The sequence below is a fragment of the Synechococcus sp. RSCCF101 genome (genome assembly GCF_008807075.1).
Taxonomy (GTDB): Bacteria; Cyanobacteriota; Cyanobacteriia; order PCC-6307; family Cyanobiaceae; genus RSCCF101.
In genome coordinates, this window is the sequence record NZ_CP035632.1 from 1,279,513 (window position 1) to 1,305,555 (window position 26,043).

24 protein-coding genes, 1 tRNA gene and 1 riboswitch are annotated in these 26,043 nt (G+C 69.3%); of the genes, 16 read left to right on the top strand and 9 right to left on the bottom strand.

Annotated elements, in window-relative coordinates:
- Positions 1–46: 46 nt before the first annotated feature.
- From EVJ50_RS06180 to asnB, 6 genes are all read left to right on the top strand, one after another.
- Positions 47–123, top strand: a tRNA-Met gene (locus tag EVJ50_RS06180).
- A gap of 69 nt (positions 124–192) precedes the next feature.
- Positions 193–357, top strand: a complete 165-nt coding sequence (locus tag EVJ50_RS14555) for a hypothetical protein (RefSeq protein ID WP_191964888.1) — start codon at positions 193–195, stop codon at positions 355–357.
- On the top strand, positions 357–1,781 hold the full coding sequence (locus EVJ50_RS06185; RefSeq protein WP_150882986.1) for an urea transporter: 1,425 nt from the start codon (positions 357–359) through the stop codon (positions 1,779–1,781). The genes EVJ50_RS14555 and EVJ50_RS06185 overlap by 1 nt, the downstream gene beginning before the upstream one ends.
- Positions 1,778–2,050, top strand: a complete 273-nt coding sequence (locus tag EVJ50_RS06190; RefSeq protein WP_150882988.1) for a hypothetical protein — start codon at positions 1,778–1,780, stop codon at positions 2,048–2,050. Before EVJ50_RS06185 ends, EVJ50_RS06190 begins: the two co-directional genes overlap by 4 nt.
- Before the next feature lie 127 nt (positions 2,051–2,177).
- Entirely contained in the window at positions 2,178–3,287 is a 1,110-nt protein-coding gene (locus tag EVJ50_RS06195; protein ID WP_370455615.1) for an aspartate carbamoyltransferase, read from the top strand.
- 98 nt (positions 3,288–3,385) lie between these two features.
- On the top strand, positions 3,386–5,416 hold the full coding sequence (gene asnB, locus EVJ50_RS06200) for an asparagine synthase (glutamine-hydrolyzing) (protein ID WP_150882992.1): 2,031 nt from the start codon (positions 3,386–3,388) through the stop codon (positions 5,414–5,416).
- A 50-nt stretch (positions 5,417–5,466) separates the two neighbouring features.
- Here the strand turns inward: asnB and EVJ50_RS06205 are convergent, their stop codons facing one another.
- Positions 5,467–6,375: a DUF1028 domain-containing protein gene (locus EVJ50_RS06205; RefSeq protein ID WP_150882994.1), complete on the bottom strand. Its 909-nt coding sequence runs from the start codon at positions 6,373–6,375 to the stop codon at positions 5,467–5,469.
- A gap of 174 nt (positions 6,376–6,549) precedes the next feature.
- Between EVJ50_RS06205 and EVJ50_RS06210 the strand changes: the two genes are divergently transcribed.
- Positions 6,550–7,797, top strand: coding sequence for a Zn-dependent hydrolase (locus EVJ50_RS06210; protein ID WP_150882996.1), 1,248 nt, complete (start codon positions 6,550–6,552; stop codon positions 7,795–7,797).
- Between the two features lie 30 nt (positions 7,798–7,827).
- On the opposite strand, the gene EVJ50_RS06215 is transcribed toward EVJ50_RS06210, so the two are convergent.
- Positions 7,828–8,859 (bottom strand): mechanosensitive ion channel family protein, encoded by a 1,032-nt coding sequence (locus tag EVJ50_RS06215; protein WP_150882998.1) that lies wholly within the window; start codon positions 8,857–8,859, stop codon positions 7,828–7,830.
- Positions 8,860–8,894: 35 nt separating this feature from the next.
- Between EVJ50_RS06215 and EVJ50_RS06220 the strand changes: the two genes are divergently transcribed.
- Entirely contained in the window at positions 8,895–10,589 is a 1,695-nt protein-coding gene (locus tag EVJ50_RS06220; protein WP_150883000.1) for a GMC oxidoreductase, read from the top strand.
- Between the two features lie 301 nt (positions 10,590–10,890).
- Here EVJ50_RS06220 and EVJ50_RS06225 read toward each other — a convergent pair whose 3' ends face one another.
- The gene (locus EVJ50_RS06225) at positions 10,891–11,970 is read right to left on the bottom strand and encodes a sirohydrochlorin chelatase (RefSeq protein ID WP_150883001.1); all 1,080 of its coding nucleotides are present in this window, start codon (positions 11,968–11,970) and stop codon (positions 10,891–10,893) included.
- Between the two features lie 54 nt (positions 11,971–12,024).
- Here EVJ50_RS06225 and EVJ50_RS06230 point away from each other — a divergent pair, with 54 nt between their 5' ends.
- Together EVJ50_RS06230 and EVJ50_RS06235 are read left to right on the top strand one after the other, a co-directional pair.
- Positions 12,025–13,371 carry an FAD-binding oxidoreductase gene (locus tag EVJ50_RS06230; RefSeq protein WP_150883002.1) on the top strand — a complete coding sequence of 449 codons (1,347 nt, stop codon included), beginning with the start codon at positions 12,025–12,027 and terminating at the stop codon, positions 13,369–13,371.
- A gap of 391 nt (positions 13,372–13,762) precedes the next feature.
- Positions 13,763–14,005 (top strand): DUF2811 domain-containing protein, encoded by a 243-nt coding sequence (locus EVJ50_RS06235; RefSeq protein WP_150883003.1) that lies wholly within the window; start codon positions 13,763–13,765, stop codon positions 14,003–14,005.
- Between the two features lie 9 nt (positions 14,006–14,014).
- Here the strand turns inward: EVJ50_RS06235 and EVJ50_RS06240 are convergent, their stop codons facing one another.
- On the bottom strand, positions 14,015–14,404 hold the full coding sequence (locus EVJ50_RS06240; protein ID WP_225323116.1) for a hypothetical protein: 390 nt from the start codon (positions 14,402–14,404) through the stop codon (positions 14,015–14,017).
- A 117-nt stretch (positions 14,405–14,521) separates the two neighbouring features.
- Here EVJ50_RS06240 and EVJ50_RS06245 point away from each other — a divergent pair, with 117 nt between their 5' ends.
- Genes EVJ50_RS06245 through EVJ50_RS06265 form a run of 5 tightly spaced genes read left to right on the top strand, consistent with a single transcriptional unit; the run spans position 14,522 to position 19,744 of the window.
- Entirely contained in the window at positions 14,522–15,550 is a 1,029-nt protein-coding gene (locus EVJ50_RS06245; protein ID WP_225323117.1) for an amino acid ABC transporter substrate-binding protein, read from the top strand.
- An 8-nt stretch (positions 15,551–15,558) separates the two neighbouring features.
- A complete protein-coding gene (locus EVJ50_RS06250) occupies positions 15,559–16,446 on the top strand; it encodes an ABC transporter permease subunit (protein ID WP_150883004.1) in 888 nt (295 codons plus the stop codon).
- A 7-nt stretch (positions 16,447–16,453) separates the two neighbouring features.
- Positions 16,454–17,500, top strand: a complete 1,047-nt coding sequence (locus EVJ50_RS06255) for an amino acid ABC transporter permease (RefSeq protein ID WP_150883005.1) — start codon at positions 16,454–16,456, stop codon at positions 17,498–17,500.
- A 41-nt stretch (positions 17,501–17,541) separates the two neighbouring features.
- Positions 17,542–18,291 carry an amino acid ABC transporter ATP-binding protein gene (locus tag EVJ50_RS06260; RefSeq protein ID WP_150883006.1) on the top strand — a complete coding sequence of 250 codons (750 nt, stop codon included), beginning with the start codon at positions 17,542–17,544 and terminating at the stop codon, positions 18,289–18,291.
- Between the two features lie 49 nt (positions 18,292–18,340).
- Positions 18,341–19,744: a glutamate decarboxylase gene (locus tag EVJ50_RS06265; RefSeq protein WP_150883007.1), complete on the top strand. Its 1,404-nt coding sequence runs from the start codon at positions 18,341–18,343 to the stop codon at positions 19,742–19,744.
- A 42-nt stretch (positions 19,745–19,786) separates the two neighbouring features.
- Here the strand turns inward: EVJ50_RS06265 and EVJ50_RS06270 are convergent, their stop codons facing one another.
- From EVJ50_RS06270 to EVJ50_RS06290, 5 genes are all read right to left on the bottom strand, one after another.
- Entirely contained in the window at positions 19,787–19,999 is a 213-nt protein-coding gene (locus tag EVJ50_RS06270; protein ID WP_150883008.1) for a hypothetical protein, read from the bottom strand.
- 41 nt (positions 20,000–20,040) lie between these two features.
- The gene (locus EVJ50_RS06275; protein ID WP_225323118.1) at positions 20,041–20,250 is read right to left on the bottom strand and encodes a hypothetical protein; all 210 of its coding nucleotides are present in this window, start codon (positions 20,248–20,250) and stop codon (positions 20,041–20,043) included.
- A 116-nt stretch (positions 20,251–20,366) separates the two neighbouring features.
- Positions 20,367–21,716: a Rieske 2Fe-2S domain-containing protein gene (locus tag EVJ50_RS06280; RefSeq protein WP_225323119.1), complete on the bottom strand. Its 1,350-nt coding sequence runs from the start codon at positions 21,714–21,716 to the stop codon at positions 20,367–20,369.
- A 104-nt stretch (positions 21,717–21,820) separates the two neighbouring features.
- Entirely contained in the window at positions 21,821–23,992 is a 2,172-nt protein-coding gene (locus tag EVJ50_RS06285) for a glutamine synthetase III (protein ID WP_150883009.1), read from the bottom strand.
- Positions 23,993–24,087: 95 nt separating this feature from the next.
- Positions 24,088–25,029 (bottom strand): PfkB family carbohydrate kinase, encoded by a 942-nt coding sequence (locus EVJ50_RS06290; protein WP_225323120.1) that lies wholly within the window; start codon positions 25,027–25,029, stop codon positions 24,088–24,090.
- 74 nt (positions 25,030–25,103) lie between these two features.
- On the opposite strand from EVJ50_RS06290, the gene EVJ50_RS06295 reads away from it, so the two are divergent.
- A complete protein-coding gene (locus EVJ50_RS06295; RefSeq protein WP_150883010.1) occupies positions 25,104–25,829 on the top strand; it encodes a putative 2OG-Fe(II) oxygenase in 726 nt (241 codons plus the stop codon).
- Between the two features lie 68 nt (positions 25,830–25,897).
- Positions 25,898–26,023, top strand: a riboswitch (guanidine-I (ykkC/yxkD leader).
- Positions 26,024–26,043: the final 20 nt, after the last annotated feature.

Below are 26,043 nucleotides of genomic sequence, written 5' to 3' on the forward strand. Positions count from 1 at the left end.
GCCGGCGGGAGGCACCACCCCCGGCCTGTATGATTCAACACATCGACGCGGGGTAGAGCAGTCTGGTAGCTCGTCGGGCTCATAACCCGAAGGTCGGGAGTTCAAATCTCCCCCCCGCCACCAATTCACCTGCTGTTGTTCAGCACAACCCCCGGCATCTCCGGGGGTTTTTCTTTGTTGCCCCCGTCCGCCGTGGATGAGTTTCAGCGTGCCATCCTCCTGTTCGTGCTCGGAGGCATCGTGACCCTCTCCACGCTGATCATGATCCTGCGGGGACACAACCACTGGCGCGGCCGCGACCCCTATGACCCCACCCCCGCCACGGGGCGGGATGGGGCCCATCGGGCGGGCCGCTGATGACGACCGACGCTCCCTTCCTGGCCCCTGGAATCGCCTGGTTCCTGCTGATCAGCTTCTCGGTGCTCTGGATCGCGCTCGGGGTCTGGTGGGGCCGGCGGGGCTCCGGCACGACCGACGATTACCTGCTGGCCGGACGCAACATCGGCCTCGCCCTCAGCACCGCCACCCTGATGGCCAGCTGGGTGACGGGCAACACCACACTCGCCGCACCGGAGGTGGGCTACACCCTCGGCCTCTGGGGAATGTTCGGCTACGCCCTGGCCGGCCTCGGCCTGCTGCTGTTCGCCCCGCTGGCCATCCGGATCAAGCGCCTGATGCCATCGGCACGCACCAGCGGTGACTTTGTGCGGCTGCGCTACGGACGGGCCGTGTGGGTGCTGTTTCTGATCATCACCCTGATCTACACGGCCGGATTCCTGATCACCCAGGGCATGGGAGCCGGACTGCTGCTCGAATCCCTGTCGGGATTCGATTACCGGCTCGGCATGGTGGCGGTGATCGGCGTGTCAACGATCTACACCCTCTTCGGGGGCATGCGGGCCGTGATCGGCACGGACTTCATCCAGTCGCTCCTGATCATGGTGGTGCTGATCGTCGTGGCCGTGCTCGGCTACAACCGCTTCGGGGTGGAGGCGATCTACAGCCGCCTGAGCGTCAATCACCCCGGTCATCTCAACCTGCTGCTGCCGGCCGGTCTGCTGTTCGCCTGGAACACCGGCCTCTTCAGCATGGGCGAGGTGTTTCACAACAACATCTGGTGGTCGCGCGTCTTCGCCAGCCGGGAATCGGTGGTGTTCCGCTCCTTCATCTTCGGCGGTCTGGCCTGGTTCACCGTTCCCATCGTGACCGGCGCCGTGGCCCTGATGGCCCTGGCCCAGGACTTTGACGTCCCCCAGGTGAACATGGTCTTTCCCATCGTCACCGCCAGGCTGCTGGGCAGCGGCGGGGCGATGATGGTCTTCGTGCTGATCTTCGCCTCGCTCACCTCCACCCTCGATTCCCTGCTGGCCTCCACGGCCGACCTGCTGGCCGAGGATGTGTACGTGAAGATGCTCCATCCCGGTGCGGATGACGCCCGGGTCAAGCGGGCCGCCCGTGGCTTCGTGGTGCTGCTCGGTGTGGTGACGATGCTGCTGTCGTGGCGGTATGTCACCTCCATGTACCAGCTGCTCCTGTTCACCGGCGCCCTGGTGGCCTCCACCATCTGGCCCATCGCCTATGGCCTCTACTGGCGCTCCGCCAACCGCTGGGGCGCCCTCGCCGCCATGGCCAGTGGCTCGGCGGTGGGGCTGGCGGCGTACTTCCTGATCGCTCCCTACTGCGCGGCCCTGCTCTCGGCGGCGGTGTCGGCCGTGGTGATGGCCGCCTGGACCCAGCTGGCCCCTGAAGCGTTCAACTGGCGGGAGCTGGCCGAGGGATGAAGACCTCCGGAACCCCACGCCTGCTCCGCACCGGGGCCGTGCTCCTGACCTCGGGCCTGGCTGCTCTCACGCCCTGGCTGGCCGGCCGGGCCGGCAGCGAGCCCCTGCTGATCGCCCAGTCCTCGCCGGAGCCCGCGGCGCCGGTGTGGCTGGCCTCGGAAGGGGTCTACCGGCTGATAGTTCAGGGCAGCCTGCTGGGGCTCGCCGCCGCCACCCTCACGATCGTGCTGATCTGGCTGCACGAATGGCGGAACGGCAAGGTCTGGTAGGGCGGCCCGATCGGCCGGGTCCGATCCAGGCAGACCCTGCGTCCATTGGCGAACAACCGCTGCGATCCGGTTGCCGCCCGGGGCGTTCTTCTCTATGGATGTGAGAAGTCGTGCGGCAGCAGACAGCGTGAAGGCACTTCAGATCCGCCGGCAGGAGCTTGAACCCACCACCCACTTCAAGCGTCAGAGCCCCGACGTCTACGGCAACGCCCACCCCCAGGCCCTGCTGCGCACCATCAACGAGAACGGCGATGCGCTGCAGCCCCTGGCCACGGAACACATCATCTCCTCCAGCCAGTTCGACGCCGAACTGCTGCTGCAGGTCTTCCGGCTGGCGGCCAAGTTCGAGAGCAATCCGAAACGCTACATCAACATCAATTCGCCGCTCAACCACAAGGTTCTGATCAACGCCTTCTACGAACCGAGCACGCGAACCCGCCTCTCCTTCGCCAGCGCCTGGCACCGGCTCGGCGGATCGATCATCACCATCACCGATCGGGCCAGCACCGGCATGGCCAAGGGGGAATCCCTGGAGGATGTGGCGGAGATGTTCAACAACTACGGCGACTGTGTGGTGCTGCGCGATTCGCATGCCGAATCGGTCTACACCATGGCGAAGACGCTGCGGATTCCTATCATCAATGCCGGCAACGGTGTGGATGAACATCCCACCCAGGCCATGGCCGATCTCTACACGATCTTCAAATGGCGGCCGGAGCTGATCGCCTCCGAGGTACCGGCCGATCAGCGGGTTCGGATCGGGATCGTCGGCGTTCCCAGTCGCATGCGCACCGTCCGCAGCCTGCTGCGCACCCTGGCCCAGTTCCCCACCATCTCCAGCGAGATCGTGATCTTCCACGATCCCTCCCTCAGTGAGGAGGAGGTGTTTTCGCCCGGTCAGCTCGAGGAGCTGCAGGAGGTGGGCCTGCGCATCAGCATCGCCACCGACCTGCACGGCCAGCTGCCGGAGCTCGATGTGGTGTACATCAACGCCATCGCCTGGGTCGAGGACAGCTTCGAGCGGCTCGGCACCAGCTTCCGGCTCAGCGCCGATCTGCCGCTGAAGGAGGAGGCGATCGTGCTGCACCCCCTGGCGCGCGGCCCCGAGCTGAGCACCTGTCTCGACGCGACATCGCACAACTGGTACTTCGCCCAGGCGCGCGGGGCGGTGTTCATCCGCATGGCGCTGCTCACCTGTCTGGTGGAGCGCATGGATCGCGTCATGGATGTGATCTGACGCCAGACGCGGGTCAGCCCGACCCGCCTGTTCACCCGGCCGGGGCAGCCAGCCTTGCGCCGCAGCTCCATTTCTTCCTCCCTCAGCGATCTCCCCTCATGTGCGGCATCGGCGGCATCCTTCATCGTCACGCGGATCGTGCTGTCGATCCCCAGTTGCTGGTGAACATGGCCGCGATTCAGGTTCACCGCGGCCCGGACGGCTTCGGCATCGCCACACCGGAGGGTCTCGGGGTGGGCTTCTGCCACGCCCGCCTCTCGATCATCGACCTCAACGAACAGCGGGCCCGCCAGCCGTTCCGCTCCGAGGACGGCCGGGTTCTCATGGCCCACAACGGCGAGTTCTATGACTTCCAGCGGATCCGGGCCGATCTGATCGCCCGCGGGGTGCGCTTCACCAGCAAGAGCGATTCGGAGATCCTGCTGCGGCTCTATCAGCAGCAGGGACTGGCGGCCAGCCTGCCCCTGCTCCGGGGCGAGTTCGCCTTCGCCCTCTACGACCGCGACGAGGACAGTTTGACCCTGGTGCGGGACCGGTTCGGCATCAAACCCCAGTACTGGTGCGAGACCGAGGAAGGCATCGTCTTCGGCTCCGAGCTGAAGGTGATGTTCGCCCACCCCTCGGTGCAGCGGCGCTTCAGCCCCGAGGGGCTGTACCACCAGCTGATGCAGACGATGGTGCCGGGCACCACCGCCTTCGAGGGCATCCATCAGGTCAAGCCGGGTCACCTGGTGCGCATCCGCCGCCTGGAGGGCGGCAGGCTCCAGATTGAGGAGGAGCGCTACTGGGATGTGGGCTTCCCGCGGCTCGGGGAGCGGCGCACCGATCTGGACGAGGACGCGCACATCGACGCGGTGCGCCGCGCTCTGCTCGAGGCAGTGGAGGTGCGGATGGTCGCCGATGTACCGGTGGGCTGCTACCTCTCCGGCGGCATCGATTCCTGCTCGATCCTCGGCCTGGCCGGGGCGATCAGTCAGTCTCCGGTGAAGGCCTTCACCATCGGCTTCGACGACGCCCGCTACGACGAGACCCCGATCGCCCGGGAGATGGCCGACTCCTGCGGCGCCGACCAGGACGTGATCACCCTCTCGGCCGAGGAGCTCTACGGCCACCTGGAGACCACCCTCTGGCACACCGAGCGCACGATCTACAACACGCTGGCAGTGGCCAAGTACCTGATGAGCCACCGGGTCAACGAGGTGGACTACAAGGTGGTGATGACCGGCGAGGGCTCCGATGAGCTCTTCGGGGGCTATCCGGCCTTCCGCCGCGACATGTTCCTGCACGGGCTGGACGACCTGCCGCCGGCGGAGCGGGCCGAATGGCAGGAGTTGCTGCAGCGCAGCAACGCCCTGGTCAAGGGGGCCATGCTGGCGGCCGATGCCGTGGAGGACCCCGCGCTCGATGCGGTGGTGGGCTTCACCCCCAGCTGCCTGCAACCCTGGCTCGCCTGCGCTCCGCTGGTGCTGCCCCTGCTGCATCCCGAGCTGCGCGAGCAGCTGCGGGACTACAGCCCTGGCCAGGCGATCGCCGCCACGCTCGACCGCGATCAGCTGGAGGGTCGCCACGCCCTCGACAAGGCCCAGTACGTCTGGATCAAGACGATGCTCGAGGGCCAGATCCTCACCTGGGGCGGGGATCGGGTCGACATGGCCAACTCGATGGAGGCCCGGCCCGCCTTCCTCGACCACCACCTGGCGGAGGTGGCCGTGCAGGTGCCGCCGGAGCTGCGCATCAAGGGGCGGACCGAGAAATACGTGCTGCGTGAGGCGATGAAGGGCCTGCTGCCCGAGGTGCTCTACAAGCGCGAGAAATTCGCCTTCATGGCTCCCCCGGCCCACACGGACGCCAGCAAGTGGCGCCGCATGCTCGACCTGGCCGATGAGCATCTGAGCGAGGAGGCGATCGAGTCCGCCGGACTGCTCAGCAGCGAGGGGGTGCGCCAGCTCTTCGCCCGCCACGAGAATCCGGACACCAGCGACGCGGATCGGGTGCAGATGGATGCGGTGATCAACCACCTGCTCGGCGTGCAGATCCTGCACAAGCTGTTCATCGCCAGGGACGTGCCCGCCCTGGCCCGCCGCGAGGCGGATCGTCTGGGCTGGACCGTGGCCGCCACCGCGGCCTGAAGCGGAGGTCGCTCGCGCCGGCAGGCCCCCGCCGCGATCAGGCCACGCGATCAGGCCACGCGGCCGGGGGAGGAGCGGTCGGGCAGCCCCAGCCAGCGGGGCCGGAGCCAGGCGGTCCAGGGGGAGGAGCGCGGCTTCGCGCTGCCGGCCGACGAGTCCGAGGGCTGGGGGTCCTCGCCAGCGGCCGCGGTCTCCAGTTCCAGAGCCGAGGCGCCCGTGAGCAGGCGGGTGCTCGGCAGCTGCTCGCGGAATTCCGTGTAGTAGGGCTGGCTGGCCTCACGGATGATCAGCCGCAGCGTGCTAAGCGGGTCGTCGTGGTGATCCACCCGGTAGTCGTGCAGCGGGTAGCTCTCGTGCTGCATCACCAGCACGGCGGCCGACTGCCTGCCGCGGCGGTCGCCCCCCGCCGCCTCACCGGCCTCGAGCGCCAGCAGCAGGCGCTCGAGGAACGGCGTGTCGCCGCCATCGCTGTAGACGCGGGCCATGGCCTCGAGCGGCTCCGGACCGGTGAGGAAGTTGCCCGCGGTCGAGAAGCCGTCGCCGCAGAGATGGCCGGCCCAGGCGCCGCAGAGGGATCCGGTCCAGGCCGCACAGCGACCGCTGGCATCGACCAGATGCACCTGCCGGCTGTCGCGGCCGGGGTCGTCCTGCAGGAGCGAATCCAGCACCGCCTGGGCTTCGGAGCCGCTCTCACTCGCCCGCATGCTGTCGCTCTCCTGCACGGCGCTCATCCACGGTCGCCGCGCCGCGGGCAGGGCATCGCGCAGATGGCCGTGCACCTGCTCCAGACGATCCAGGGCCCAGGGACCCAGGTAGGGATTCGTGCTGGCCTGGGTGGCCACTGCCCCCACGCCGGCGCGGGCATGGGGGACCAGCGAACCCACCGCCAGATGCTTGGTGGCCACCGCAACGCCGGTCATCCCCGTGCGGGCATCCCAGGCGACGATGGAATACGTCATGGACGGGGCAGAGCTGGCCGGGCAGGCCGTGGCCGGGTCACGGCGGGGGCCATGATCATCCCAGGGTGGTGCATGGGTCTTAAAACTGGAGTGCTGTGACCCTCTGTGTCATCCGCCACCGAATCACCCCCTGGTCATCCGTCCGCTTCCGTCCGCACCGTCGCCGTCACATCCATGACCACCCTCTCCCCTCCCCAGCTGCGCATCGATCCCGGCCGTCTGATGGGCCGCATCAGCGAGCTCGCGCGGATCGGCGGCCTGCCCTCGGGCGCGGTCAAGCGACTGGCGTTCAGCGATGAGGACGTGGCCGCCCGGGCCGTGGTGCGCGACTGGATGGAGCAGGCGGGGCTGACGGTGCGCATCGACGCCGCCGGCAACCTGATCGGGCGGCGCGAGGGCAACCGGGCCGCTGCGGGGGCTCTGGTGACCGGCTCCCACATCGACACCGTCCCCACCGGTGGCCGCTTCGACGGGGCGCTGGGTGTGATCGCCGGCATTGAGGTGGCCCAGTGCCTGCAGGAGGCCGACCTGCAGCTCGATCACCCGCTCGAGGTGATCGCCTTCGCCGATGAGGAGAACACGATGATCGGCTGCAAGTCGATCGTGGGCACCGCGGCATCGGATCCCGAACGGTTCCGCACGAATGTGAATCTGCCGATCCGCACCTGCCTGGAGCGGATCGGCGGTGACTGGGACCGCCTGCCCAGCGCCCGCCGGGGCCCGGCCGATCTGGCCTGCTACCTGGAACTGCATGTGGAACAGGGCGGCGTGCTGGAGGCGGTGAACCGCCAGATCGGAGTTGTGGAGGGCGTCGTGGGGCAGCAGCGCTACACCCTCACGGTGCACGGCCAGGCGAACCATGCCGGCACCACTCCCATGGGGATGCGGCACGACGCCCTCACCACGGCGGCCCAGCTGATCCTGGCGGTGGAGGACATGGCCCGCCATTTCCCCGGCGATCCCGTGGCCACCATCGGCAAGCTCTCGGTCTGGCCGAATGCCGCGAACATCGTGCCGGGACGGGTGGACATGAGCCTGGACATGCGTGATCTGTCCCATGCCGTGATCGATCACATGCGCGCCCACCTGGAGCGCAAGATCGAGAACATCGCCGTCACCAGCCGCAACAGGATCGAGATGGAGCCCCAGTTCGTGGTGGATCCCACCCCGGCCGACGGCACGATCCAGGACGTGATCGTGGACTGCTGCGATGGGCTCGGGCTCTCCCACACCCACCTGCCCAGCCGGGCCAGCCACGACGCCCAGGAGATCGGCCGGCTCACGGCGATGGGCATGATCTTCGTGCCCAGCCGCGACGGCGTCAGCCACTCCGGCGAGGAATACACCTCCGATGAGCAGTGCGCCCAGGGCACCGAGGTGCTGCTGCGCAGCCTGATCGCACTGGATCAGAAGCTGGCCTGATCCGGTGGTGGCCCGCGGCGGCAGCGGGCCTCAGGCCGGGTCGGTCTTCTGCTGCTGCAGGTAGAGGGTCTGGCTGGGGAAGGCAAACTGGATGCCCTCCGCGGCGAAGCGGCGCAGAAGGGCCAGGTTCACCACCTGCTGCAGGTCGAGGGCGTGCACGAAATCGCTGCTGGGCACGGCGTAGACGAACTCAAACAGCAGGGCGGAATCGGCGAAGCTGATGAAGTGGGCCCGATCGAACTCCACGCCCTCCACTGAAGTGGCGATCTCCTCCATCATCCCGGGAATCGCCGCCACGGTTTCCGCCGGCGTGTCGTAGGTGACGCCGATGCGATGCACGATGCGCCGACGCGGCAGATCGTCGAGATTCTGCAGTTCATCGGAGAGCAGGGCGGTGTTGTCCACCACCACCCGCTGGCCGTCGAGGCTGCGGATCTGGGTGAAGCGCACCCCGACCCGCTCCACCACACCGATCAGGTCCTTGTAGCGGATCACGCCCCCCACCACGAAGGGCTTGTCCAGCAGGATCGTCACGTACACGATGAAATCCTTCACCGGCCCCTGCAAGGCCAGGCCGAGGCCGATGCCGGCCCCGGCCAGGGTGGCGAAGATCGCCCCCAGCTGCACCCCCTGGTTCTGCAGGAAGATCAGGGCCCCCAAAATCCAGACGCTGGTGCGGATCAGGGGCGAGAGCGCCACCAGCGTCTCGGTGGTGACCGAGCTGGGAACGCGGGCCAGCACTCCCCGGAGGAGACGCAGCAGCACGCTGTTGACCAGACGCACCACCAGCACCACCGCCAGCAGACGGGTGATGAAGGACACGATCCAGTCGCCGCGGCCCTCGATCGGCAGGCTCTGCCAGGCCCAGTAGGCCACGCCGAGGTAGCCCAGGGGTTCGGCGGTGGCCAGAACAGCCTTGACCACGAAGTCATCCGCCCTGCTGACCGTGCGTTGGGCCAGGCCCATCAGGACGCGGCGCAGCAGCCGCGTCACGAGCCAGACGATCAGGCATCCCAGCACCAGCCTGGCGCTGCTGTCGACCAGGAAATCGGGCACCGGCATCGGGTCGCTCAGACTGGGCGAAGAGATGGCAGCGTATGGGACCGGCCGGGGGGAAGCGCCGCCTGAGCCTCGCCGAACTGGCCGGCGAGACCTTCGACGCCATCGTGGTGGGGTCCGGGGCCACAGGCGGTGTGGCCGCGATGGTGCTGACCCGCGGCGGCTGCCGGGTGCTGGTGCTGGAGGCCGGTCCGGCCCTCGCGGCGGCGGAGGCCTTCTCCGGCGAACCGCTGAACGGTCTGCGCCGGGCGGTGGGTGTGGCCAGTGGTCGCCACCGCCTGCAGGCCCGCCATCCCGGCTACTGGAAGGCCAATCCGCGCCTGTACGTCGACGAGCACCGCCATCCCTACGAGACACCGGCCGACGCCCCCTTCCTCTGGACACGGGGCCGCCAGGTGGGCGGGCGCAGCCTCACCTGGGGCGGCATCACCCTGCGCCTTTCGGACCGGGAGTTCTCCGCCGCCGGCCGCGACGGCATCGGCATCGACTGGCCGATCCGCCACCGGGACCTGGAGCCCCACTACCGCCGACTGGAGCGACTGCTGGGGGTGCATGGCGGCCGGGATGGCCTGCCGGATCTGCCGGACGGCGATCTGCAGCCGCCGCTGCCCTTCACCCCCGGCGAGCTCTGGCTGCAGCGCCACTGCCGCGACGCGCTGGGTCTGGCGCTGATCCACTCGCGCGGGTTCCGCCTGGCCCATCCCGGCCTGGCCGGCTGGCCGGGCTCCAGTGCCCAGGGCGGCGCGCTGGGCCATGCCCTGGCCACTGGGCGCGCCCAGCTGGCCTCCGGCGCCATCGTGGCCCGGCTGCTGCTGAACCGGTCCGGTGAGCGGGCGGAGGGGGTGCTGGCGCTGGAGCGGAGCAGCGGCCGGCGGCACCGGCTCCGGGCCGATCTGGTGGTGCTGTGCGCCTCCACCATCGAGAGCGTGCGGCTGCTGCTGGCCTCCCGTGAGGCGGAGGATTCCGGCGGGGTTCTGGTGGACCCCTCCGGCGGCCTGGGGCGACATCTGATGGACCACGTGTCCACCAGCTGCTTCTTCCGTCTGCCCGTGGGGGCGGTTCCCGATGCGGCGGCGGAGCTCTCGGGCGCTGGCAGCATCTTTCTGCCGGATCCGCTCCTGCCCGGCGAGATCGGAGCGCCTCCCTTCCTGCGCCACTACGGCCTCTGGGGAGCGGTGCAGCGGTTCGACCCGCCGGCGGCACTGCGGCGCCACCCCGCCTGTGCCAGTGGCTTTTTGATCGGCCACGGCGAAGTTCTGCCCGACCCCGCCAATCGGGTGGAGCTGAGCGAGCGGCGCGACGCCTGGGGGCTGCAGGTGCCCCGGATCACCATGCGCTGGGGCCCCAATGAAACGCGGATGGTGAGGCACATGGCGCTGCGCATGGGCCAGGTGATCGAGGCGGCGGGAGGGACCCCCGAACGGTTCGAAGATCTCTTCCGCCTGCCCCTGGTGGAACCGGTGCTGCGTCGCGCCCAGGGGGGCCGGGACGGCGAGGCCGCGCCGCCCGGCTTCTACATCCACGAACTGGGCGGAGCGCGCATGGCCGCCAGCGAAGAGGAGGGTGTGCTGGACCCGTGGAACCGGCTCTGGCGCTGCCCGAACTGCCTGGTCACCGACGGCTCCTGCTGGCCCTCCTCCGGCTGGCAGAGCCCGACCCTCACCTCGATGGCCCTCAGCTGGCGGGCCTGCGAACAGGCGCTGCGGAGGCGCGGGGAGCGGACACCGGCATGAGCGGTCCGCCCCGTCAGCCTCCGATCAAGCCACAGCACCCCACAGCAGGCAAGACCCGGGGCCGGAAGCGATCCCAGCCTGAGACCGCAGCAGGATCCCTGTCCTCGACTGCACGATGGAGGAATGGGAAGGCATGAAGCAGGTCAGAGATGCAGTGCCCGGGATTCTGTCAAGCCAATTGTGAACACCTGAAGAATTTCCACAGATTCAGCAAACCAAGAAGGTCCTTTGACCGCGGGCTGGGGAAAACAGGCCGGAAACCTGGGGAAAACGTGGTGCCGCCGGGGAAAACGCAGCTGGATCAGCGTCCCTGATCGATGCGCCGAAGCGTTCGCGGTCCCAGCGGATGGTCGGCATGGGGGTAGGGGGCGTGATGGCTGTGCGGCGCGACGGCGGGCACGCCATCCGGCTGACAGGCCCCCGTGCACTCGGCTTCGCAGAGGTTGCAGCTCTCGGCCAGACCCTCCACGTGATGGTGGTGGCTGTGCTGGGGGGAACCCACCTCGGACTCGAATCCCAGCACCTGATCGCGGTACTTGCACAGGGCGCAGTTCATGGCCGTCTGGCCGGTCACCACCTCCAGCACCCGCTCACGCAGGGTGGCGATCACTCCGTCGTGGTCGCCGAGGTAGTCGGCATGGCAGAAGTGGACGGCGGGATGGTCGGCGGCCACACGCCCGGTGTGCTGGCGGATGCGGCTGACCAGCACGCCTGAGAAGAGGAAGTAAGGAAACACCAGGATGCGGCTGTAGCCGAGCCGGGCCACCTGTCTGAGACCCGGTTCCACCAAAGGGAAGGTGACACCGGAGTAGAGGGTCTCGCCCCAGCCGAAACCGAAGCCCTCCACCAGCAGGCGCGTGATCTTGGCCACATTCGAGTTGGCATCCGGGTCGGAGGAGCCGCGGCCCACCACCGCCAGCAGGGTCTCCGCCGCAGCCGTGGGCTCGCGTCCCGCCGCCCGGTCCTCCCGGTCGGACCGGTTCAGCGCCTCCTGCAGCCTGGCCCCGGCCGCCTGCAGCATCAGGCGATCCACCCCGAGCTCGCGGCCGTAGTCCACCGGCACACCCGACTCGAACGCCCACTGGTTCAGCACCGAGGGGATGTCGTTCTTGGCGTGCCCGGCGGCGAAAAGCATGGCCGGCACCGCCAGGATCCGCCGCACGCCCCTGGCCTTCAGCGCCTCGAGGCCATCGCGCAGGATCGGGCGGGCGAATTCCAGGTAGCCGTGCTCCACCGGCACGCCCGGGAACGTCTGCCGCAGGCGGTCGGCCAGAGCGGCGAACTCGTCCACGGCCAGGCGGTTGCGACTGCCATGGCCGCAGACCATGACCCCCACCGAACCGTCCGAAGGAAGGGAGGCATCCTCCAGCGAGGTGGGCATCGGCAGGCGCTGAAACGGCTTCAGCGACCCTAGGGGCACTCCCTGCCCTTGCCCATGACCACCGTGCTCCTGCCGGGTGAGGACGCCTACGAGCGCTGCCTGGCCTCTCTGTTTCACCCGGTGGCGGCCGCCTCGGCGCCGGAGCGGATCCTGCAGCCGGCCGGCGCCGCAGAGCTCGGCCCGCTGCTGCGGCAGGCCGCCGGCGAGGGGCGGGCCGTTCACGTCTGCAGCGGTGGCTGCTCGGCCCTCTGCAGCGGCAGCGGGGGCTGGATGCTCGATCTGCGGCCGGGGTTCCGGGGCCTGCGGATGCTCGAGGGGCGGGAGGGCCGGCCCCAGCAGGTGCGCGTGGAAGCGGGCGTGAGCATGGGAGAGCTGGTGCGTGCCCTGGCCATCCACGGGCGCACCGTGCCCCAGGGGCTCTCAGGGGCACCGGGCATGGGATACGTGCTGAGCGGCGGCATCGGCCCCCTGGGACGGCGGCATGGGCTGGCCATCGCAGCGGTGCGGCAGATCGAGCTGGTGCGCGGGGATGGTCAGGCGCAGACCCTCGCGGCAGGCGATGCGGAGGCCTGGGCCCTGACTGGGGCCGCTCCCTTCCTGGCCGTGGTCACGGCCCTGACCCTGGAGACGGTTCCCCGCCAGCCCCTGCGCTGCTGGCGGGCCCTGGTGCCGGACGCTCTGCTGGGCCCGCTGCATCGCCTGGCCGCCGGGCTGCCGCGGGATCTGTGCGTGAACTGGCAGCTGGAGCCTGGGCGGATCTATCTGCATGTGCTGGCCGGCGACAGCGGAAGCGATCTGGATCGCTTCCGGGCCGCGCTGCTGGCGGGTCCCCGGGGCCGGCTGCTCTGGGAGGAGACGGTGACCGTGGCTGGCCAGGAGCAGCTGCCCCCCTTCCGCTGGCCAAGGCAGGACCGGGGGGAGTCCGGCCATGGGCCGGCGCCGCGCCGGTCCCGCCCGCAGCAGGCGGTGATCGGGCTGCTCGAGCGGGCGGACCAGAGCCTGAGCGGTTCGGAGGAACGCTGCGCCGAGCTGCTGCGATCCCTGATCGCACAGCGTCCGCACCCCGCCTGCCAGATCGCCAGTCAGCAGATGGGCGGAGCCATGGCGGAGCCCGCAGCGGACAGCCGGGCCTTCCCCCACCACCGCAGTGGCTGGAAGCCCTGGATCACGGCCGTCTGGGAACGCGGCGACGCCGAGGGAGAGGCAAGGGCCCACTACTGGCTGGATGGCTGCTGGGACGCTCTGGCGCCGCACTTCGGCGGTGTTCATCTCGCCCAGCACAGACCGGACTCGCCCCGGCACGGGGAGGAGCTGGAACGGGCCTTCGGCCCCTGCCTGCCGGAGCTGCACCGGATGAAGACCTCCTGGGATCCCCACGGCGTCCTGCCGCCGCTGGTCTGAGGGCCGCCGAACGGGGATGAAGAGGTGTGTGGCGTCGGCGAGCGACCTGCGACTGATCAGCAGCGCTTAAGCCCCGCTACCACCCCACCTTTTTCCACACGGAACAGGGGTTTTCCACAATTCCTGCTGATTTCCTCACAGCAGCGTGACCGAGAACAGCGCGCCAGAACGGGCATTCACCGGGTTGCTGGGGAATCAGCGCTTTCCCCTTGACGCTGGCGCGATCCACACTCAGGGCAGAGCGCAGGGTTCGGTCCTGTCCTTGAGATCGATTGCCGCGCAGGCATTCTCGAAGGGAGATGGCTGCAGAGGTGCCGGGCTGCCGCCCTTTGACGGACCCCGCCCCGCCGTGGCGTGATGGTGCTCAGGACCGCAGAGCCACGTCGCCGAGATGACCTTGATCCCTGATCACGCCCCCGTCAGCGTCAGTGTGGAAAATCAGTTCCCGGAAGACCTGTTTCAGGCCATGCGGATCTTCATCCAGAACCATCCGGAGTGGGATCAGTACCGGTTGATGCAGGCCGCCCTGGCCGGATTCCTGTTCCAGCAGGGCTGCGGCGACCGGGCCGTGGCACGCCACTACCTCGACGGTCTCTTTCGCATTCCGGTGCAGAGCCGGCCCGAGCGCGGCTGAGCGGAGCCCTCAGAACCCTGGGCCCAGGCGGGGAGGCATCCGCTCCAGGCAGGAGGCCAGATCGCGCTTCAGGCCGCTGAGACGATCGCGGATGGCCTGATCGCCCGGTGCACTGATCAGGTACTGAGCCGTCACGTCGTTGCCGATGCTCATGATCAGGCAGGCCGTCTCCTCGTCTCCGCTCTCCTGGGCGCGCTGCAGGGCGGCCTCCAGCAGCACCACCAGCAGGGCCATCTTGTTGTCGTAGAGCTGGCGGTCACCGTCTCGCCAGCGGCCGGCCTCAGCGGTCTGGGCGCTGGCGCCAGCCGGAACCCCCAGCGCCAGAGCGACGATCAGCGCGACCAGGGCAGCCGGATGGGGTCGCATCGGTGCGGGGGTGACCGGAGCTACAACGCTCATGATGATGCCGCCGCCGGGGATGGGTGGCGGCCTGTCAAGCTGCCCGCACTGCGGTGATCAACGGTGCGGGCACGTCTGTCGAGGCTGATCGGTCAGCGGCCCCGGCTCCGCCGTGTCATGGCGCCGCTGCTGATGAGCCTCGTTCTCGGCGCCTGCGCCAGCAGCGATGGCGGCGCCGGCCGGCTGGCGCTGGTGCAGCAGCGCGGGGAGCTGAACTGCGGTGTGAGCGGCCGGATTCCCGGCTTCAGCTTTCTCGAGAGCGACGGCAGCTACGCCGGCATCGATGTGGACATCTGCCGCGCCGTGGCCGCGGCCACGCTGGGCGATGGCGACCGCGTGGCCTTCCGCACCCTCACGGCACCGGAGCGATTCACGGCGCTGCGCAGCGGTGAGATCGATCTCCTCTCCCGCAACACCACCATGAACCTGAGCCGTGATGCCAGTGGCGGCAACGGTGTCAGCTTCGGGCCGGTGGTGTTCCACGACGGCCAGGGGCTGATGGTTCAGGCCGGCTCAGGCATCGAGACGATCGAGGATCTCGACGGCGCCACCATCTGCGTCGGCTCGGGCACCACCACCGAGCAGAACCTCAATGACAGCTTCCAGAGCCGCGGGCTCAGCTACACACCGCTCAAGTTCCAGGAGGTGAGCCAGGTGTCCGCCGGCTACCTGCAGGGCCGCTGCGACGCCATGACCTCCGATCGGTCGCAGCTGGCCGCCCTGCGCTCCGGCTACGCCGATCCCGGTGAGCACAGGATTCTCGATGTGGTGATGAGCAAGGAGCCCCTGGCACCGGCCACCGCGGGCGGCGAGCCCTCTCTGACCGACGCCCTGCGCTGGACCGTCTACGCCCTGATCACGGCCGAGGAACTGGGCATCACCCAGGCCAACGTGGAGGCACGCCGCGATGCCGCCGCCGCCGACCCGGATCAGGCGGCGCTACGACGCTTCCTCGGGGTGGATGGCGGACTCGGGAGCAAGCTGGGCCTTTCCGACGATTTCGTTGTTGAGACCGTGAAGGCGGTGGGGAACTACGGCGAGATCTACGACCGCCACCTCGGTCCCGAAAGCCCGGTGCCGATCCCGCGGGGCCAGAACGCTCTCGCCAGCCAGGGGGGTCTCCAGTCCGCCCCGCCCTTCAACTGAGGCGGCAGATGGGCTGGAGGCGCTGGGGCCCCCAACTGATCCTTGCCGGGGCACTGGCCGGGCTGTTCGCCCTTCTGGCCCACAACCTGCAGGTCAATCTCACCCGCACCGGCCTGGGCCTGAGCTTCGGCTGGCTGAGCCAGCCGGCCGGCTTCGCGCTGGGGCAGCACTGGTTGCCCTACAGCCCGTCCGACAGCTACGCCTGGGCCCTGCTGGTGGGCTTCACCAACAGCCTGCTGGTGATCGCGATCGCCCTGGTGCTCGCCACCCTGCTGGGGGCCCTGGCCGGAAGCGCCACCTATTCCACCAACCTGCTGCTGAGGCGCCTGGCCTTCGGCTACGTGGCGCTCGCCCGCAATGTGCCGCTGCTGCTGCAGCTCCTGTTCTGGTACTTCGTGGCCTTCCTCGGCCTGCCGCGCACGCCGCTGGCTCCGCTGGGAGAGCTGCTCACCCTCTCCAACCAGGGCATCCGACTGCTGGGCCTTCCCCTGTCGGTGGAGTTCTCGGCCCTGCTGGTGGGGCTGACGGTGTTCACCGGCTCCACCATCGCCGAGGTGGTGCGCGGCGGCATCAGCTCCGTGCCCCGCGGCCAGTGGGAGGCCTACCGCTCCCTCGGCCTCAGCGACCCGACCGGCCTGACGCGGGTGGTGCTGCCCCAGGCCCTGCCGGCGATCCTGCCCGCCCTGACCAGCCAGTACATCAACCTGGCCAAGAACAGCACGCTGGCGATCGCAGTGGGCTTCGCCGACCTCTATGCCGTCAGCGACACCACCATCACCCAGACCGGCCGGGCGATCGAGGGCTTCCTGATGCTGCTGGCCGGGTTCCTGCTGCTCGATCTGCTGATCAGCGGGGCCATGGGGCTGCTCAACCGTCTGGTGCTGCGGCGACGCTGATCGCACGATGACCCCATCAACCCCCTCTGCCACCGCCTCCAGGCCCGGCCGTCGCGCCGGCAGCCTGCTCACCCGGCTGCGGCGGGAGCTCTTCCGCACGCCCCTCGACGCGCTGATCACCCTGGTGCTGCTGAGCGGAATCGGGTGGGTGCTGGGCGCCACGCTGCAGTGGGCCTTCACCGCCGCCGACTGGCAGGTGGTGAGCGGCAACCTGCCGCTGTACCTGGCCGGCAGCTACCCGCCGGATCAGCTCTGGCGGCCGTTGAGCTGGATGGCGGCGCTGCTGCTGCTGAGCGGCCTCACCCTGCGGCCGGGATCGGCCGCGGTGGCGCGCTGGCTGCCGGCGGCCTGGATCGCCCTGCTGCCGGTGGGGCTGGTGATGCTGGCCGGTGGGCTGGGGCTGGAGGGGGTGAGCACGCGCCAGTGGGGCGGCCTCGCCCTGACCCTGATGCTCACGGCGGCGAGCGGCGTGATCGCCCTGCCCCTCGGCACGGTTCTGGCCCTGGCCCGTCGCTCGAGCCTGCCCCTGGTGCATGGGACGGCGAGCGCCTACATCGAGCTGATGCGGGCCGTGCCGCTGATCTCGGTGCTGTTCTTCGGGCAGCTGCTGATCCCGCTCTTCCTCCCCGGCGACTGGGAGGTGAACCGGGTGCTGCGGGCCGTGCTCACCCTGGCGGCCTTCGCGGCCGCCTATGTGGCCGAGGACGTGCGCAGCGGCCTCCAGGCCCTGCCGCGCACCCAGTCCGAAGCGGCCCATGCCCTCGGACTGAGCGACTGGCAGGCCACCCGCTTCGTGCTGCTGCCGCAGGCCCTCCGCATCGCCCTGCCGGCCCTGGCCAACCAGGCCGTCGGCCTGCTCCAGAACACCAGCCTGCTGGCCATCCTCGGCCTGGTGGAACTGCTGGGCATCAGCCGCAGCCTGCTGGCCAACCCCGCCTTCCTCAGCCGTCACCTGGAGGTCTACTGCTGGCTGGCCCTGCTCTACTGGGCGGTGTGCACCGTGATGGCCCTGATGGCCCGGCGTCTGGAGAACCGCCTCAACCGCGGCCAGTGACGGGCAGGGAGGATGATGCCCAGCCAACGGATGCAAGCCCCTTGAGCGAGAGCTCACCGGTCGTGCGGGCCGAAGCCCTGAGCAAGACCTATCCCAATGGCCACCGCGCCCTGACGCGGGTGGATCTGGAGGTGGACCCGGGCGAGGTGGTGGTGGTGATGGGTCCCTCCGGCTCGGGCAAGAGCACCCTGATCCGCACCTTCAACGGGCTGGAGTCGGTCGACGAGGGTCGGCTGGAGGTGCTCGGCATCGCCCTGGACGCCGACCGGGACATCCGCGCGATCCGTCGCATCCGCCGGCGGGTGGGGATGGTGTTCCAGCAGTTCAATCTCTTTCCCCACCTGACCATCCTGCGCAACATCACCCTCGCCCCGATGCAGGTGCAGCGCTGCAGCCGCGCCGAGGCGGAGCAGCGGGCCATGGCGCTGCTGGAGCAGGTGGGAATCGCCGAGCAGGCCCACAAGTACCCCTCCCAGCTGAGCGGCGGCCAGCAGCAGCGGGTGGCCATCGCCCGGGCCCTCGCCCTGCGGCCGGAGCTGATGCTCTTCGATGAACCCACCAGCGCCCTGGACCCCGAGCGGGTCAAGGAGGTGCTGGAGACCATCCGTGCCCTCGCCGCCGACGGTATGACCATGGTGGTGGTGACCCATGAGGTGGGGTTCGCCCGCGAGGTGGCCGACCGGGTGGTGTTCATGGATGCCGGTCAGGTGGTGGAGATCGCCCCGCCGGGCACGTTCTTCAGCACCCCGCAGGAGGAGCGCAGCCGTCTGTTCCTCAGCCGCATCCTCTGACCCCACAGCGCAGCGGGAATAGGCTCCGGCCAGACCGCCGACGGCTTCCATGCCTCTGCATCAACCCCGCTCCGGCCGTGCCAGCGGGGCGACGTCAGCCGACCAGGACCTGAACCTGCAACTGCTGGTCACTCCGCTCCCCCACGACCGCTTTCCGAGCGAGGGGCGCGATGCCAAGGTCACGATGCAGACCCTGCGGGCCGAACTGCTGCTGGACGGCAACAGCAAGCAGAACCTCGCCACCTTCTGCCAGACCTACGAAGGCGACGAGGTCAGGGAACTGATGGCCCTGGCCGTCGACAAGAACCTCATCGACAAGGACGAGTATCCCCAGACCGCCGAGATCGAGCGCCGCTGTGTGGCCTTCCTCGCCGATCTCTGGAATGCGCCCGGGTCCCCCGTCGGCTGCTCCACGATCGGCAGCAGCGAGGCCGCGATGCTGGGCGGAATGGCGGCCAAATGGCGCTGGCGGGCCCGTCGCCGCGCCCGGGGACTGAGCACGGACCGGCCGAACATGGTCTGCGGCAGCGTCCAGATCTGCTGGAAGAAGTTCGCCCGCTACTGGGACATCGAGCTGCGCGAGGTGGAGATGGAACCGGGCCGCCTCTGCCTGGATCCCGAGCGGATGCTGGAGCAGGTGGATGAGAACACGATCATGGTGGTGCCAACCCTGGGGGTCACTTATCACGGCCTCTACGAACCGGTGGCGGAGCTCTGCGCCGCCCTCGACGCACTGCAGGAGCGCACCGGCCTGGATGTGCCGGTGCATGTGGATGCGGCCAGCGGCGGTTTCCTGGCCCCCTTCACCGCTCCCGAGCTGATCTGGGACTTCCGCCTGGAGCGGGTCCGATCGATCAACGCCTCGGGGCACAAGTTCGGGCTGGCGCCGCTCGGGGTGGGCTGGGTGCTGTGGCGGGACCGGCAGGATCTTCCCGAGGAGCTGGTGTTCCACGTCAGCTACCTCGGTGGCGACATGCCCACCTTCCAGATCAATTTCTCCCGGCCCGCCGGGCAGGTGATCGCCCAGTACTACGACTTCGTGCGGCTCGGCCGCCAGGGCTACCGCCTGATCCAGCAGGCCTGTGCGGACAATGCCCGCCATTTCGCCCAACGGCTGACCGCCCTCGGTCCCTTCACGCTGGTGCACGACGGCGACGCCGCGTCAGGGATCCCCGCCGTGGTCTGGACTCTGGCAGAGGGCGCCGAGACTCGCTTCAGCCTCTACGACCTGGCCGACCGGCTGCGCATGCGCGGCTGGCAGGTGCCGGCCTATCCCTTCACCGGATCGCTGGCCGGGACGGCGTACCAACGAATCCTGGTGAAGCGGGACTTCTCGCGCGAGATGGCGGATCTGCTGCTGGAGGACATCCGCCAGGCCCTGGTCTTCTTCCAGGCCCACCCGGTGAGCGCACCGCTCACCGCCTCGGAAGCCGCCTCCTTCTCCCACCTCTAGACGCGCGGCGCGCCACACGGCGGCATCGACGCGGAGCGCGGCTCAGGAGTCCGCCGGGTTCTCGGCAGCGGCCGCGCCGGCCTCGCTCAGCCCCTGGCGCTTGCTGTGGAGGTAGGCGAGCAGCTCTTCCTGGAGGATGCGCAGCTCGGCGGAGCAGCCGCGAAAGGCGGCACGGTGGCGGATCTCCTCGTGGCGGGTCTGGAGGTCGCGGATCATGAGCTCGATCGCATCGAGCTTGGCCTGGTGGGCAGACATGCCGGCGGCAGCGCTGGCCGCACCCTACGCAGAGGCGGGCCTCAGATCGCGTCGTCCGCCAGCTGATTCAGAGCCGATTCGGCAGCGCAGAGCTCCCGCTCGGTCTCCAGCCAGCTGTCATTGCCGCTGGGGAGCAGCTGCACCTGGCGCGACAGGCGCCGGCGCAACAGATCCACCCGCTGGCGGAGCCGGCTCAGGCGATCCAGCCACTCACCGGACAGGTCATGAGGAGCGGCAACGGAAGCAGTCATCGGCCCAGGAAGAGGACAGCCGACAGAGTGGCACAGCAGACCTGGTGTTCCGGTCCGATCCTCCGGGTGCGTGCGGAAGCACCACATTCCGTCACACAGCGGCGGCCAGCCCGGGATCAGCGGTTGCGCGGGGGCAGGCCCGATCCCCGCAGCAGCCCCTGCTCCTTGCCGCGCATCCAGCGCCAGGCGAGCCACAGGGCCCCGGCCAGGCCCAGATCGAGCCCGCCGCTCCAGGAGGGGCCCGCCCAGGCCGAGGCCACAAGGGCCAGGGCCAGGGCCACCAGGACGAGCGGCTGCAGCTGCCGCAGGCGGCGCAGCGCTCCCGAGCAGCTGCGGCAGTGGATCGTGTGGCTGTGGTAACGATCCATCAGGTCCGGAAGCTCGAGCCGCGGCGGCGGGGCCTGGCCGGGGAAGGGAGCCGAACCGGGTCCGTTGAGCCAGCGGTGCAGGGCCTTCACGTAGAGGTCGCTGCCGGTGGGGAGGTAACAGGCCTGCTCGAACCGCTCGCTGCCGCCCGCCGCGGCGAGGCTGCGCTCCTGCCAGTGCAGAAACACCTGATCGTCCTCCAGAACGGTGTGGTTGGCCACGTGCTGCAGCCAGCGGGGCCTCAGGCTGAGCAGCCGCCTCGACCAGGGGGAGGCGAAGCGGAAGGGGAAACGCGCGAACAGCCGGCACTCACCGGGGCGGATCGGCACGGCGTAGACGACGGTGAGAATGCGCGCGAACCCCTTGGCCTCCAGCTCGTGCCACATCAGCTGGGGCGCCCGGAACGTGGTGTGCTGTGAGCCGAGACGGCCCCGCCTGGGGCCCTCGGCCCATGTGGCCTCGAAGCCGTCCGGCCCCTCCCGCAGCAGCTCGGCGCGGACCGGAGCCGCGTTGTCGCGCCGGCCGACGGTGCGGTGGTGCGTGAAGTTCACGTGGCTCACATCGAGCACGTTCTCCAGCAGGGTCACCGCATCCATCGGAAGGTCCCGGAAGGTGTCCTGGATGAGCCAGGCGTCACCCTCCTCCTCCAGCGAGGGGATCAGGGGCAGCGGTGTGGCGTCGGCCCGGCCCGCCTCTCCGGCGAAGACGAACAGCAGCCCCTGACCCTCCGCCGTGGGAAGCGCCAGGCAGCTGGCACGGCGACTGCCCGGAGACACCCCCTCCTCGGCCTGGGGAATGGCCTGGCAGGTGCCGGCCCCATCGAACGACCAGCCGTGATACGGGCACTCCAGCTGGCCGGCTTCGTTGATGCGCCCCTGGCTGAGGGGCACCAACCGGTGGGGGCAGCGGTCCTCGAAGGCACGCCAGCGGCTGCTCTGCTGATCCCACCAGAGCACCAGATCGCGCCCCAGCAGCGTGAAGGCGGTGGGTTGGCCCGGATCGAGGTCGCGCAGATAGGCCACCGGGTACCACTGATCGCACCAGACGGGGCCCACGCTCCAGCGGGTCGGCGCTTCGGCGCGGGTCGGACTGGCAACCATGGCGATCGGAGCGTCAGTGCATCAGCTGGCGGCGCGATCCTGGCAAGGCTGCGGGAGTGGTTGTGAGATGGCCGGAGCCATGGGCTCCGGCCATCCCCGCCGCCTCAGCGGCTGAACAGCATCTCCTGGTAAGTGGGCAGCGGCCAGAGGTCATCGGCAACGATGATCTCCAGTCCATCCACCGCCTCGCGGATGCGGGTCATCAGGGGCAGGATCACATCGGCGCAGTGGCGCATGGAGGCTTCCACCCCGTCCTCCGGCGTTTCGGCGATGGCCGATTCCAGCGCGGCGCATTCGGCCAGCAGGCTCTGATTGAGCTGGGCCACCTTGCCGGCGCTGCTGCGGTCGGGCGGCAGGCCGAGGTACTCCTGGTCGCGCAGGGACTGGGCCAGGGCGTCGAGGTACTCCATCACCGCCGGATACACCTGGGTTCGCGTCATGCGCAGCAGCACCTTGGCCTCCACCTCGATGGCCAGCACGTACTGCTCGCCATAGACCTCAAAGCGGCTCTCCAGCTCCACGGGGCTGAGCACGCCCATGCGGTCGAACAGATCCCGCACCTGGGGCCGGGTCAGCACCGGCAGGGAGTCGGCGGTGGTGGGCAGGTTCTCCAGATGCCGCTCCTCCACGGCCATCCGGTGCCAGGCCTCGGAATAGCCGTCGCCACCGAAGACCACCGCTCCGTGCTCGTTCATGATCTGCTGGATTGTGCCCATGGCCGCCGCGTCGAGGGTGGCTCCACCCGCCATGCGGCTTTCCAGCTGGTCGCAGACCCAGCTGATCGAATCCGAGAGCAGGGTGTTCAGCGCGATCAGGGGACCCGCCACCGACTGACCGGAGCCCACCGCCCTGAATTCGAAGCGGTTGCCGGTGAAGGCGAAGGGGGAGGTGCGGTTGCGATCGCCGGGATCCTTCGGGAACTCGGGCAGGGTGTCGATGCCCAGGCTCATCAGACCACCGTCAGTGGAGGCCTTGAGATCGCCGGCGCGGATCTGATTGAACACATCCTCCAGCTGGCTGCCCAGATAGACCGAGATGATCGCCGGCGGGGCTTCGTTGGCGCCGAGGCGGTGGTCATTGCTGGCGCTGGCGATCACGGCCCGCATCAGCGGTCCGTAGAGATGCACCCCGCGGATCACCGCCGCGCAGAACAGCAGGAACTGCATGTTCTCGTGGGGAGTCTTGCCCGGGTCGAGCAGATTGCCCTGGCTGGAATTACCCAGGGACCAGTTGACGTGCTTGCCGGAGCCGTTGATGCCCTCGAAGGGCTTTTCATGCAGCAGACAGGTGAAGCCGTGCTTCTTGGCCGTGTTCTTCAGCACGGTCATGATCAGCTGCTGGTGATCGGTGGCCACGTTGGCCGCCTCGAAGTAAGGCGCGATCTCGAACTGACCGGGCGCCACCTCGTTGTGACGCGTCTTGGCGGGAATGCCGAGCCGGTAGAGGCGGTGCTCCACGTCCTGCATGAACACCTGCACCCGCTCCGGGATGGCACCGAAGTAGTGGTCATCGAACTGCTGTCCCTTGGCCGAGGGGGCTCCCAGGAGGGTGCGGCCGGTGAGCATCAGGTCCTGGCGCAGCGGCAGGAAGGCGCTGTCCACCAGGAAGTACTCCTGCTCGGCGCCGCAGCTGGAGTTGATCGGGGCGATGGTCTCCTCACCCAGCAGACGCAGCAGACGCTGGGCCTGTTTGTTGAGGGTGGCGTTGGAGCGCAGCAGCGGTGTCTTCTTGTCGAGGGCCTCACCGGTCCAGGAGACGAAGACCGTGGGAATGCACAGAGTGATGCCGTTCTCGGTCTCCATCAGGTAGGCCGGACTGGTCACATCCCAGGCCGTGTAGCCGCGGGCCTCGAAGGTGGTGCGGATGCCGCCGTTGGGGAAGGAGGAGCCGTCAGGCTCGCCCTGCACCAGCAGCTTGCCGGAGAATTCCGCCAGGGCCGTTCCATCGCCCTGGGGCACGATGAAACCGTCGTGCTTCTCAGCCGTCAGGCTGGTGAGGGGATAGAAGACGTGGGCGTAGTAGAGCGCGCCCCGGTTCATCGCCCAGTCCTTCATGGCCTGAGCCACCATGTCGGCCACCGAGAGATCCAGCTTGCCGCCGTCGCGGATGGTGCGCTGGATCGACTTGAAGGCCGCCTTGGGCAGCGCATCCTTCATCTTCGCGAGGGTGAACACATCGCGCGCCCAGAGGCTCTCGAGCGACTCCACCTCTGGCGTGGGCACAGGCGGTCTCCCGGCGATCTGCTGAATGGCCGAGAAACGGTTGGGGCTGGGCATGAAGAGAGGGCGTTGGTGACCAATGGCCGAACCCTCATGCAACGGAACCGAGGTGGATCCCGAATGACGCGATTGTTACCGAATCCCCTTTCGTTTCAATGGCTTTCATCTGAGCGGCCATCGTCCGGCAGACGCAGCTGCGTGGCGTAAGGGCCCTGACCGTCCAGGCAGGCGGAGCCGCAGTGGCAGCCGAGGCTGATGGCCTCCCGCAGGCTCCAGCCCGCCGCCAGTCCCACCGTCACCCCCGCCGCGAAGCTGTCGCCGGCGCCGTAGGCATCCACGACCGCAGCGGTGCGCGGCGGCGCCGAGAACCGGCCGCCGGGGAAGACCTCGCCCCCCGCCGCACCGGCCGTGCGGATGACACAAACCGGCGGAGCGGGCAGCTGATCAGCCGCCAGCGCCTCACCAGGGTCGAGGGCGCTGCCGATCAGGGAATCGAGACGCACCCCCGAGGCCTCGAGAACGGCCTGCCGGACGCGCGGGGTGGCCGTGAGGACCCTCGCCCGGCGGGCCAGCTGCAGCGCCGGCGCATCGCACGCCGTGGCGAAGACACCGTGGCGGTCCGCCAGCTCCGTCCAGGGCAGAGCGTCGGCGGCACACGGCTGCAGGCGTTCGCCGATCACGGTGATCGTGCGCTCGCCACCGCTCTCGACGAAGGTGATCGCCTGGCGGGTGGGAGCATCCCGCCAGGCGATGTGAGGGTCGAGCCCCAGCCGCACCAGTTCCTCGGCGGCGCGCGCACCGGCCGCATCCCGGCCCAGGGCCGTGAGGAAGCGCACGCGACCGGGCCGCAGCCGCGCCATCTGAGCCGCCACCACCGGCCCGCCCCCGGCCGCCATCACCGCCAGATCCCGGCCGTGGGCCACCTCTCCGGGTCGGGGCAACCGGTCCACCCGCACGAAGGTCACCACCTCCGTGTGCCCCACCACCGCCAGCTGCAGGTCGCTCAGGGGTGGCAGAGCCTCCAGGGGCAGGGGCGACCAGAGGTCCGAAGGGACGGAGAGCGCCTCCTGCCGCGAGGGTGGATGAGCTGGCACGGCCCTGTCCGGCACGACTGCCGGGATCCTGCTCGAGGGCCCTGCCACAGTGCGGACAGCCGCCGAGTCCACCCGTGGAGGTGCTGGATCTGTTTCCGCGCTCCATTCTCCGGGGCGAACTCAAGCCGGATCTGCTCGAACGGCTGATCGCCCATTCCCGCAGCGTGCTCCGGCAACCGGAGGCCAGCCCCGACGCCTCGGTGAAACTGGCGGGGCAGCTCAGCCAGCAGCGGGAGCTGAATCCGGCCCAGCCGGCGGTGGAGGAGCTGTGCCGCACGGCATTGCTGCCGGGCTGCGAGCGCTGGATCCGCCACGTGATCGACCGTCAGCCGCCGCAGGGCCGCGGCCCCTGGACGCCGGGTCGCTACCGCCTGCAGCTGATCGATGTCTGGCTCAACTGCCAGTGCGCCGGCGACTACAACCCCACCCACACCCACGGCGGCAGCTTCTCCGGGGTGGTGTTCCTCCAGGTGCCGGATCAGATCCGTCCGGATCGCTTCGATGGCCAGCTCTGCTTCCACGGCCCCGAGGAATGGCACATCCAGAGCTTTCGCACCGGCATGGCGCACTACGTGATGCCGGAACCCGGGGCGTTCTATGTGTTCCCGGCCTGGCAGCCCCATTCGGTGGCCCCGTTCCGGGGCGAGGGGCAGCGCTGGTCTCTGGCCTTCAACGTGCTGGCGGTGCCGCAGCCGTCGGGGCCGTCCGCGCCGTCCCTCTCGGTGCAGGAGCCGCGGCGGGCGGCGGCGGCCGGCAATGTGTCGCTCTCGAGCGAGCGGCCTCGACCCTCGGGCTTCTGAGCCGATGCCGATCATTCGGTAGTGACGGCCACATCCCCGGGCCGGGCCGCTGCGCAGGATGAACGGGCGGACATCGCTCCTAGGGTTCCGGTCGCCATCCGGTGGTGCCCCCACCAGGGCGGCGATGACTGGTCCGAGAGGGGCGACCCGGGAGCACCGCTGCCGGGTCACGGAGGGATAAAAGCCCGGGAGACCGCTCAACCAGAGACCTCCC